Origin of the sequence: Rhizobium sp. PEPV16, from assembly GCF_008919455.1 — a bacterium.
GTDB classification, from domain to species: domain Bacteria; phylum Pseudomonadota; class Alphaproteobacteria; order Rhizobiales; family Rhizobiaceae; genus Rhizobium; species Rhizobium leguminosarum_Q.
This window is the reverse complement of the sequence record NZ_VSZV01000343.1, coordinates 50,981-60,251: the sequence shown is the minus strand read 5'-3', so window position 1 is coordinate 60,251 and position 9,271 is coordinate 50,981. Positions and strand designations below refer to the sequence as shown.

Genomic DNA, 9,271 nt, shown 5'->3' with positions numbered 1-9,271 from the left:
CGCTCCACCGCCTTTCCCACGGCCGATGCAGACAGACCAAGCTTCCTTCCCGCAGCCGCAAAACTTCCGGTTTCGACGGCGACTGAAAACGCGACGAGGCCGCTAAGGGATTCTATTGAGACGATTGAAGACATTATGTCCGGTATGATGCGACGAAGACCCCCATTCCGTCAACAGCCGCGATTCTCCAATATCAACAGCAACTGTTCGCGCAGACCGCTACTAGAACGTCGAGCTAAGCATTGGGAGGAAGTAATCATGTCTCACACTCATGCACGTGTCCCCCGTCGTTGATCATTCAACGCGCCGGGTAAAGGATCAAGCAAGCAATGACAAGATTGCGGCAGGTAATATTCGAACGCCTGAAAACGACTGCGATGGTGTGGCTCGCCGTCTACCCAAGCGTCCTTCTGATTGTTTGGATTGTAGGCGACTGCATGCAGGATTGGCCAATGCCGCTGCGAGTACTGGGCGCAACGCTCATGGTTGTGCCAATTGTCACCAACGTTAGCCAACCCGCAGTCAGGACAATTGTCGGCAAAATCGAACAGGTAATGGTGCAGTGGCAATCACGTAACCGGCTCTAGCCTCGTCCTTTCCGGACGGATACTCGAAAGTGGAAGGATCCACAGATATGACGATGCCCCTCGACAACATACCGAGCCGCAAAGCCTTCAATTGGATCAGCGGATCTCAATGCCAAGAAGGTCAGTTGAAACAGTCAATAGACCCAGCGACTTATAACGTAATCGGCCACTACCCCGACTACGGCCTTGAGGCAGCGAAATTTGCGGTGGCAGCAGCCTCTAAAGCCTTTCGCGAAACAATGTGGGCGCATGATCATGAATTACGGGCTCGTGTGCTCGACCAACTAGCGTGCGCCTTCGAACGCAATCGCGACAGACTACTCGAAATTCTGTCGTTGGAGAACGGCAAGGTAAAGGCTGAAGCTGCATTCGAGCTGGACATGGTTGCGAGCAAACTCCGCTACTCGGCAGCCACTGCCCTGGTCGAAGGTGGACGGGCATTGACACCAAAGCCCGGGAGCATCTCCGTGATCCTTCGGCAACCGATGGGAGTCGCGGCGGTCATTGCACCTTGGAACTCTCCGGTTATTCTGACGATCCGATCACTCGCCCCAGCGCTCGCTGCTGGTTGCACCACCGTCATCAAACTCCCGGCACAAGTCGCACAGACGGCAAGCGTCATGGCCGAGATTATGGCGGAAGCAGAGGATCTTCCGAATGGCGTGATCAATCTGTTTTTCGAAAGCGGTCCTGAGGGCTCCGCCTATCTCGTGGACTCGCCGGAGGTTCCGGTCGTCAGTTTCACCGGATCTACCCGTACCGGCCGAGCCATTAGCAGCGCCGGCGCGAGGTACCTCAAACGTTTCGGAATGGAGCTCGGCGGCAAGACGCCGATGATCGTCTTTGACGATGCAGACCTTGATGCCGCCTTGCCGGTACTGCAAAAGGCGCTGACTGTCTTCAGCGGTCAGTTCTGCATGACGGGGTCCCGCTTGCTCGTGCAGGATGGAAAATATGAGGCCGTGCGCAACGGCTTGGCGGAGAGATTGCGCAAGGTCAAGGTTGGCCCCGCCGCCGACCCCTCCAGCGATATGGGCCCGCTGATCGACCGCGCTAACGTTGCGCGGGTCGATGGTGTGGTCGAGGCCGCTATCGCAGCCGGCGCGAAGGTCGTCGAGCGGGGCGGACCCATCAATGTGGGTCCCCTTGCAAACGGCGCTTTCTTCCGCCCGGCCCTTCTGGAAGTCTCCGACAACAGTCTTGCTATCGTACAGGAGGAGACTTTTGGCCCAGTGCTGACGATTCAGCGGTTCTCTGACGAGGCGGAAGCGATCCGTCTTGCCAACGACAATGAGTACGGACTGTCAGCCAGCATCTGGACACGCGATGTAGATCGATCCTTGCGCGTCGCGCAGGCGCTCGAAGCGGGCTCGGTGTGGATCAATGACTGGGCGAAGGTCTACGACGGTACCGAGGAGGGCGGATTCAAGCAGTCTGGCGTTGGCCGCTTGAACGGTCTGGCCGCGCTGGACGATTTCATCGAACACAAGCACATCGCGCTCAAGCCGGGCTTGGCGCAACGCTGACACCTCAATTCCCAAAGTCACTTAGAAGGAGGAATATACGATGTCTATCAATGCGAACACTAAGAAGTTGTCTAATGCCGAGCCTGCATCCCCGACGTCACCGTTGGGGGTATTGCAGTCGATCCTGTCGAACCCGACTGACCTGGATTTCGTAAAACAATTCACGACGGACGATTTCATTTATGTTTCGCTGAACTATGAGCACGCGGAGCTGAAGCGGATTATGCCTTGGGCCGGTACCAACGAAGGTACCGAAGGGCTGGTTCAGACTTTTATCGATGTCGGCCGTTACTGGACGACAGACACCTTCGAAATTCAGGACAGCTTCGAAAATAAGAACGGAGCAGCGATCTTCGGCACGTTCACCTACACATCAAACGTTTTGGGCAATACGGTGACGTCGCCCTTTTCGGTTCTGGCGCGCGGTGAGAACGGCAAGCTGTCTTATGTGCAGTTTATGGAAGATACTTTCGCAACGGTCCGCAGTTTCAGAAACGGCGGCGAGTATTCCATCAAAGCGAACCCAGACGGGTCCGAAATCACTGTCTGAATGTAAGTCTGCCTCGCGGCAACGATCACTAACTTGATGTAATAGGTTTCGGGCAGCAAGTAATCGCCAGGCGAACTGAACGAAACTTCGGTCAGTTTTCGGCAAAACAACGCCGAAAAAACAATCCTGATCCTGCATGCGCTTGCTCACCTCTCGCAGGAGCGATGGCGCCTATGGCTGCGGCGTGACCTAGGTTTCTGCCGATCCGCAAAAGATGGTCGAATGGTTCATGGTCGAGTCCTGGGCGAAGCACCTGCGCCAGCACAAACGGGTTTCGCAGGCCGATGCCGACCTCCAGGCCAAGGTACTTGCCTACCACTCGGGTCCGACAGGCCTGTTGTTCGCCATTTCCTGGCGATCAACAGGCCGGGCAAAGCCTGATACGAAGCCGTCTTTGGCAGGAACAGGCAGGATCAAGGTCCTCCTAAGAGCGGGAGGACCGGCAATACGGCAGTGCAACGTAGTGGCAGTCCTGCAGAGAACTACAGTGACTGGTTTTTTGACAATTAAATATCGATATCAGGGACCCCGATGCCGCCAGGGTCACGCAGTTCGTCCACGTAACAGGGATATTCCTGCCGCTGTCGGGCAGAAACCTGCGCATCGATGTCCATTAGCATGATGGAAGAACTGGTTTCTGTCCGCCCAGCCAGATCGCCCCCGGGGGTGATGGCGAAGCCGCCTCCGCCGAAGCGTGGACCATCCGTAGAATGCCCGACCCTGTTCGAACTGACGACGTAACTCCCAGAGACGATTGAGGCCATCTTGCCGGCAGTTATCCAGCTTTCGTGGGCAGAACCGGTCGCCCGAGGAACGGCAATCAAATCGGCTCCGCATCGGCCGTATTGTCTGGCATGTTCGTTGAACATGAGTTCGGTACACAAAAGGACGCCTACACCTAGCCCGCAAATATTCTGGATGTTGAAGCGCCCATCGCCTCGACTGAACCAGGACACCTCGGACCAACCAGGCTCCTGCGGAAGGTAGGTCTTCGTATGCAGGGGGCGAACTTCGCCGTTCTCGATGACGATCGCCTCATTGGCAAGGCGGTCGGCGAGCAGCATTGGGCGACTTGTTATAACAGCCGGAATGTTCAGTGCGGCGAGAGCAGCAGTTCCAGCTTCGTGGATCTCAACACTTTGCCGTGCGTCCTCCATGGCGAAATCCTCCTTTCGAGCCAGCCACTGGCCGAAGGGCATCTCATTCATCACCAGTATATCGGGCCGGCGCTTGGCAAGAGCCTGGGCAAATTGGTCCCACGCCGCTCCATGCGGCTGCAAGCCATCCGTCATCTCGACGTAAGCACAAACAGGCATTATTTCCTCCAACTCAAGAGATTGAGATTAGTGCTTGGCGTAGCAGGTCAGAGTTCCTGGGCTGCCATGAGCTTCTCGCTGGACGGCCCGGTATTCTCAATGAGGTAGCGGATCACCGTGACTGGCATTGCTTAGGATGGGCTAGAAAGTTAATTCGCGGCGGCCGCCTTTTGGGCTTCAGCAATGGAAAGGCGAACGGCCCTTTTCATGGCATCCTTCTCCCCGAATATCGCAACAAAAGCCGTGGCACCTTCCAAACGGGCTAACGTGTCTGTCGCAATGTCTCGAGCTACATCGACAGGCATGGCGCGGGACAGGATGCTCGACAGATGATCGCGATGCGCTTGAAAAAATGCTCGAACGGCATGCTTCGCAATCGGGGTCTCGTCACTTGTGCCGTAGGCTAGATGCAGACCTACGCATCTGCCGCGATCAGTGAGAGTGGTCGCGATAAATTCGATGACCTCGACGAATTCATCATCCCATTGCCCGGAGGCTGAGTCTCTTTGACCGAATGTCTCTTGCAAAGTGAGATCAAGTACCGCCGGAACGAGAGCTTCCTTATTGGGGAAGCGGACGTACAGCGATGATTTCTTCAGGCCCACGGCATCCGCGAGGTCATTCATCGACGCGCCTGCATAACCTTTTGATCGAAACAACTCCCTCGCAGTCGATACGATCGTTTCTCTCATGACTTTCATACGTCTTCTCCGAGCCAGGGTTCTCCGCATTTGATACAGGAAATCTAAGGGGTTGACAACCGACCGTTCGGTCGTATTTTACCTTCATTCGCGACTGTTGGTTTGTCGAATCCTTTGAGAAGGAGTTCTAAAATGGCCGTAAGCTACAAAACGCAAAAGGTACAAGACGTCGAGGTTTTCTACAGAGAGGCCGGTTCAAAGGAAGCGCCAGTCATTCTTCTGCTCCACGGTTTTCCGTCATCCAGCCATATGTTCCGTGATCTGATCCCGCTGTTGGCAGATCGATACCGCGTCATCGCACCAGACCTTCCCGGGTTCGGTCGAACGAGTTCACCTGAACGTGGAGAATTCCCTTACACATTCGATAAACTCGCCGCTGTCATGACGGGCTTCACAGAGGCACTCGGCCTCAGCCGCTATGCACTTTACGTTTTCGACTATGGTGCACCGATCGGGTTCAGGATGGCGACGGCCAATCCGGACCGAATCTCCGGCATCATCAGCCAGAATGGCAACGCCTACATCGAAGGGTTCAGTGATGCATGGACTGCGTGGGAGGCCTATTGGCGTGACCCCTCCGCTCAAAACAGAGAGGCATGTCGGGCATCTCTGTCTCCTGGGGTGATCGAGAACTGGCAATACCGCACCGGGACATCAAAGGAGCGTCTTTCACCCGATGGTTATCAACTTGATATCGCGTTCATGTCGCGGCCGGGTGCTGAAGACATTCAACTGGATCTAATCCTCGACTACAGAACAAACATTGACCGGTATCCGGAGTTTCAGGCGTATTTTCGGGATCACCAGCCACCGTTCCTGGCGATCTGGGGCAGACATGATCCAGCATTCGTACCCGCGGGTGCTGAGGCCTATAAGCGTGACCTGCCCACCGCGGAGGTCCATCTGCTCGATACCGGCCATTTTGCCTTGGAAACACATGCAGATGAGATCGCTCAGTTCATCCGGAGCTTCCTGATCAGACATGTCTAAGCTCGATACGACTGTCGTCGTCGGGCTTGGCCCAAGTGGCCACTGAAAAGCGGACAATCGCGAAGCTTCACGGGGAAGACAGGTACGGGTTTTACGACCTATTCCAAGTGTTCCTGTTCAAGCAACGGAGTTTTGCACGTCTGGCACCTACAGGATGCCAGCAATCCCCGCGAAATAGTGTTCGCTTGTTCGGTTGGATCCGACGGTGTCCTTCGCAAATAACTTGAAACACATCAACCTATACTGGTGGAAAGGAACAGATACATGATCAATCTTGAAGGCAAACGTGCACTGGTAACTGGCGGGTCGCGAGGCATTGGTGCTGCGATCGCATTGGCGCTGGCAGAAAACGGCGCGGATGTCGCGTTCACCTACCAACGCTCCGCCGAAAAGGCCTCGAAGGTAACGGAAGCGATCGAAAAGATGGGGCGTCGCGTGGCTGCAATCCAAGCGGACAGCGCCGACCCCGAGGCAATTGCTAGCTCAGTAAGCGAGGCCGTCTCCGCTTTGGGGGGGCTGGATATCCTTGTGAACAGCGCCGCGATTGGCCACAACGGCATGATCGTCGACCTGGATGTCTCAGCGTATCAGACCTTGATGGATGTCAATGTACGAGCTCCGGTCCTGTTCGCGAAAGCCGTCATCCCGCATCTCGGCAAAGGCGGCCGCATCGTCACAATCGGCTCGGCTCTGGGCGAGCGGGTACCGTTTCCCGGCATAACACCCTATGCAATGTCCAAGGCAGCACTCACATCCTTCACACGCGGTCTTTCGCGTGAACTTGGTCCAAGTGGTATCACCGTCAATCTCGTGCAACCCGGAGCAACCGATACTGAAAGCAACCCGGCGGACGGCCCGGCTGCAGACTTGCAGAAAAGCTTGACGTCCTTGGGACGCTACGGCGAACCGCGGGAGATTGCCAACGCTGTGGTATTTCTCGCAAGCCCGGCCGCGAGTGTCATCACGGGCGCTATTCTCACCGCAGACGGCGGTGCAATCGCCTGACTTGCTCGTGCAAGATTCTGATGGAGCGATGGTGCCCACCTTTTCGATCGCCCGGACTAACCGGCAACACACCATTTCGGTGGGCGCCATCTCCATGCTTATACCTTCCTCACAATAGGAGACCACAATGGCAAAGCCTGAACTTTTCGTCACGCCCGGGTTCGGGCAGAAATTCCATGAGCTTTTGCACTTTTCACAAGCGCTCAAGATTGGTGATCGCATCGAGATCTCCGGCCAGGGCGGATGGAACGATGAACTCGAAATTCCGGAGTCAATCGTGACCGAGATCGAGAGAGCATTTGAGAATGTCCGGCGAACCTTGGCCACGGCTGGCGCGGACTGGAAGGATGTCGTCCATGTCAACTCTTATCACGTCGGAGGCTTTCCACCGATCGTGAACGAAACGATTGCCGGTCTTTTCCGTGAGTACATGCCCGATCGAGCTCCGATCTGGACGCAGACCGGTGTGGAAGCCCTTGGGCTCCCCGCCATGCGAATTGAGATCCGTGTCACTGCCATCCTGGAATGACTCTGGCGCCTACCACGGCTGCATTACGATGCAAAGGCTAGTCGCGTTTTAGCAACGACCGACCCATGGCCAAAGCCTGTGACCGCCTTAATGCGATCAGAATCTCGGCCTCCCAAGGAGAATGTAATGAACACCGACAGTTGCCCCATTCCCACACCGCAGGAGCGCTCCTTCCTAGCCATCCAGCAAGCGGCCGAACAGACGATGCTTGAGAAGGTGTCGCGCGCCATCTCCGATGCGACAGCCGAAGTCACGAGGAACGTGCAAGACGCTGGTTTGGAATTTGAACCGACCAGTGAAGGCTACTTCATGTTCGCGGTTCAGCAGGCAACATTCGTGCGCCTTTGCGGAGGCAATCCGGATACGCTGCGGGGAGGAAACCCGGAGGTTGGCGAACATGTCATTCGGAACTGTCGCAACATCATTGACACCTATTGGAAGAGCCACACAGCACAGACCGCGGTGCCCTGAAAAGCACTTTCCTGTCCCAGGCAATCGGTCACAGCAATAAACGAGGTCCATCATGAAATGGGAATACCTGACAGTCGACAAGACACTCGATAACCAGCAGATGAACGAACTTGGTGACGCCGGGTGGGAATTAGTTGCGGTCGTTTCACCAGCGCATTTCGTCTTTCATTATTTCTTCAAGCGGGAAGCTCAGCCGCTATAGCAACTATCGAAGGACTGAAGCGTTTACAGGCGTCTTGCCTTCTAGCAATGCAAATGGCGCCCGGTAGCACGGGCGGGACGACCGCGATCCGGCCCCGCAATCGCTGGGCAATCCCTTATCAGTGGAATTCAGCAGATTGGGCTGAGCGCTGCAAGTTGGGTTCATCGGTGAATGACAGTTAGCCCGTGCAGTTACGGAAAAGGAAGAACAGATGAAGGCTGCAGTCTATGGCAACCCTGGTGTTCCGGCCGTTCTTGAATCTGTCTATATGCCGGATCCTGCCTGCGGGCCGGGCAATGTGCTCATTGCCGTCGAGGCTATTTCCATTGAGGGAGGCGACCTCATTGGTGAATTGCACTGAGAGCTGACCCAGGCTCCACCCGCTTCATGTTTCGGACATGGTACCGCAAGACCATGTGCATGGGCGCTGCCATCCACGAGACGGGCGGCGCGCGGATGGGAGAGACTCCGGAGATATCCATCAGTGCTCAATCGCTACAACAAGTTTGGGACGCGCCTAACCTCATCGTCACCGACGCCAGCGCCTTCCCCGGCAGTGGAGTTGCCGGCACCACCCTCACCGTCATGGCCCTGACCCTTTGCGCCTGCCGTCATCTCGTTGATGGAGAAGAGTATTCCTCTTAAAAAGGCTCTAACGCAGATAAGCAACTTCCCGATTACACCAGGTCTTGAGTGGAATCGAACCGCCGACGGCCTTATTTGGGACAGAAATCCAGCTGGATTTCTTAGTGAAAATTCCTGCTCTTCACCTTCAGCGTATCGATATGAAGGTCAGGCACGAACATGTCGCGCACGGCTATAACCGGCTTCGGTTTGTCCCGTGGATCAGGCCCACCGCTCCTGGCGAACTCATCGCCACGGCCGGCCGGCAGCTTGAACTCCTCATCCCGATCGGCAAGGCCGATAAGGTCGCCTGAGAGGTCGAACAGCTGCTGGGCGACAAGATGCACCACCTCCCCTTCCCGCTGGATCCGGCCATTGATCGCCATCATCGAGGACCCGAGAACGACCCGCCGGCGGTTTTCAAACAGCGTCGGCCAGACGACGAGATTGGCCGGCCCGGTCTCGTCCTCAATGGTAATGAACATGACGCCCTTGGCCGATCCAGGCTTTTGCCGCACCAGGACAAGGCCGGCGGTGTAGACCCATTGCCCGTCCCTCGAATTCATCGCCTCGGCACAGGTGATGATGTTGCGCACTGATAAATCCTTGCGCAGGAAGGCGATCGGATGCTGCCGCAATGTCAGCCCGGTATGACTGTAATCCTCGATGACGTTATGCCCGCCCGTCATCTGCCGAAGAGCGACCTCTGGCTCCTGCTGCTCGGCGATTGCAGCCCTCTCCCGTTCGGCAGCCGCGGCAAACAGCGGCAG

The 9,271-nt window shown here is 56.2% G+C and carries 12 protein-coding genes and 2 pseudogenes; 10 read left to right on the top strand and 4 right to left on the bottom strand.

Going from position 1 to position 9,271, the window contains the following annotated elements; translation table 11 throughout:
- A partial coding sequence (locus FY112_RS27375; RefSeq protein ID WP_151519735.1) for a LysR family transcriptional regulator occupies positions 1 to 134 on the bottom strand: 134 nt, incomplete at its 3' end.
- Between the two features lie 500 nt (positions 135 to 634).
- Between FY112_RS27375 and FY112_RS27370 the strand changes: the two genes are divergently transcribed.
- From FY112_RS27370 to FY112_RS27360, 3 genes and pseudogenes are all read left to right on the top strand, one after another.
- Positions 635 to 2,113, top strand: a complete 1,479-nt coding sequence (locus tag FY112_RS27370) for an aldehyde dehydrogenase family protein (protein ID WP_245502850.1) — start codon at positions 635 to 637, stop codon at positions 2,111 to 2,113.
- Positions 2,114 to 2,153: 40 nt separating this feature from the next.
- Positions 2,154 to 2,663, top strand: a complete 510-nt coding sequence (locus FY112_RS27365) for a nuclear transport factor 2 family protein (protein WP_246700760.1) — start codon at positions 2,154 to 2,156, stop codon at positions 2,661 to 2,663.
- Between the two features lie 154 nt (positions 2,664 to 2,817).
- Positions 2,818 to 3,044 (top strand): annotated as a pseudogene (locus FY112_RS27360) (MFS transporter); the annotation flags it as partial.
- A 125-nt stretch (positions 3,045 to 3,169) separates the two neighbouring features.
- Here the strand turns inward: FY112_RS27360 and FY112_RS27355 are convergent.
- Positions 3,170 to 3,979 (bottom strand): carbon-nitrogen hydrolase family protein, encoded by an 810-nt coding sequence (locus FY112_RS27355; protein WP_151519714.1) that lies wholly within the window; start codon positions 3,977 to 3,979, stop codon positions 3,170 to 3,172.
- A gap of 149 nt (positions 3,980 to 4,128) precedes the next feature.
- The gene (locus FY112_RS27350) at positions 4,129 to 4,680 is read right to left on the bottom strand and encodes a TetR/AcrR family transcriptional regulator (protein ID WP_113544319.1); all 552 of its coding nucleotides are present in this window, start codon (positions 4,678 to 4,680) and stop codon (positions 4,129 to 4,131) included.
- A 132-nt stretch (positions 4,681 to 4,812) separates the two neighbouring features.
- Here FY112_RS27350 and FY112_RS27345 point away from each other — a divergent pair, with 132 nt between their 5' ends.
- The 7 genes and pseudogenes from FY112_RS27345 to FY112_RS27320 all read left to right on the top strand — a co-directional run.
- A complete protein-coding gene (locus FY112_RS27345; RefSeq protein WP_151519713.1) occupies positions 4,813 to 5,670 on the top strand; it encodes an alpha/beta hydrolase in 858 nt (285 codons plus the stop codon).
- A 264-nt stretch (positions 5,671 to 5,934) separates the two neighbouring features.
- The gene (locus tag FY112_RS27340) at positions 5,935 to 6,675 is read left to right on the top strand and encodes an SDR family oxidoreductase (protein WP_017957030.1); all 741 of its coding nucleotides are present in this window, start codon (positions 5,935 to 5,937) and stop codon (positions 6,673 to 6,675) included.
- A gap of 127 nt (positions 6,676 to 6,802) precedes the next feature.
- Positions 6,803 to 7,204 carry a RidA family protein gene (locus FY112_RS27335; protein ID WP_017957031.1) on the top strand — a complete coding sequence of 134 codons (402 nt, stop codon included), beginning with the start codon at positions 6,803 to 6,805 and terminating at the stop codon, positions 7,202 to 7,204.
- 126 nt (positions 7,205 to 7,330) lie between these two features.
- Entirely contained in the window at positions 7,331 to 7,675 is a 345-nt protein-coding gene (locus FY112_RS27330; protein ID WP_017957032.1) for a hypothetical protein, read from the top strand.
- Between the two features lie 52 nt (positions 7,676 to 7,727).
- Positions 7,728 to 7,877 carry a hypothetical protein gene (locus tag FY112_RS36950; RefSeq protein WP_017957033.1) on the top strand — a complete coding sequence of 50 codons (150 nt, stop codon included), beginning with the start codon at positions 7,728 to 7,730 and terminating at the stop codon, positions 7,875 to 7,877.
- A 211-nt stretch (positions 7,878 to 8,088) separates the two neighbouring features.
- Complete coding sequence (locus tag FY112_RS27325) at positions 8,089 to 8,238, top strand: hypothetical protein (protein ID WP_246700759.1); 150 nt, start codon at positions 8,089 to 8,091, stop codon at positions 8,236 to 8,238.
- Positions 8,239 to 8,255: 17 nt separating this feature from the next.
- Positions 8,256 to 8,522, top strand: a pseudogene (locus FY112_RS27320) (GMC oxidoreductase); the annotation flags it as partial.
- Between the two features lie 101 nt (positions 8,523 to 8,623).
- Here FY112_RS27320 and FY112_RS27315 read toward each other — a convergent pair.
- Positions 8,624 to 9,271, bottom strand: a 648-nt coding sequence (locus FY112_RS27315) for an OB-fold nucleic acid binding domain-containing protein (RefSeq protein ID WP_348642751.1), incomplete at its 5' end; no start/stop codon positions are given.

Excerpts from the sequence above, each read along its gene's own strand:
- FY112_RS27340 (WP_017957030.1), top strand. The coding sequence starts at position 5,935 with ATGATCAATCTTGAAGGCAAACGTGCACTGGTAACTGGCGGGTCGCGA.
- FY112_RS27335 (WP_017957031.1), top strand. The coding sequence starts at position 6,803 with ATGGCAAAGCCTGAACTTTTCGTCACGCCCGGGTTCGGGCAGAAATTC.
- FY112_RS27345 (WP_151519713.1), top strand. The coding sequence starts at position 4,813 with ATGGCCGTAAGCTACAAAACGCAAAAGGTACAAGACGTCGAGGTTTTC.
- FY112_RS27365 (WP_246700760.1), top strand. The coding sequence starts at position 2,154 with ATGTCTATCAATGCGAACACTAAGAAGTTGTCTAATGCCGAGCCTGCA.
- FY112_RS27370 (WP_245502850.1), top strand. The coding sequence starts at position 635 with ATGACGATGCCCCTCGACAACATACCGAGCCGCAAAGCCTTCAATTGG.
- FY112_RS27325 (WP_246700759.1), top strand. The coding sequence starts at position 8,089 with ATGAAGGCTGCAGTCTATGGCAACCCTGGTGTTCCGGCCGTTCTTGAA.
- FY112_RS27350 (WP_113544319.1), bottom strand. The coding sequence starts at position 4,680 with ATGAAAGTCATGAGAGAAACGATCGTATCGACTGCGAGGGAGTTGTTT.
- FY112_RS36950 (WP_017957033.1), top strand. The coding sequence starts at position 7,728 with ATGAAATGGGAATACCTGACAGTCGACAAGACACTCGATAACCAGCAG.
- FY112_RS27330 (WP_017957032.1), top strand. The coding sequence starts at position 7,331 with ATGAACACCGACAGTTGCCCCATTCCCACACCGCAGGAGCGCTCCTTC.
- FY112_RS27355 (WP_151519714.1), bottom strand. The coding sequence starts at position 3,979 with ATGCCTGTTTGTGCTTACGTCGAGATGACGGATGGCTTGCAGCCGCAT.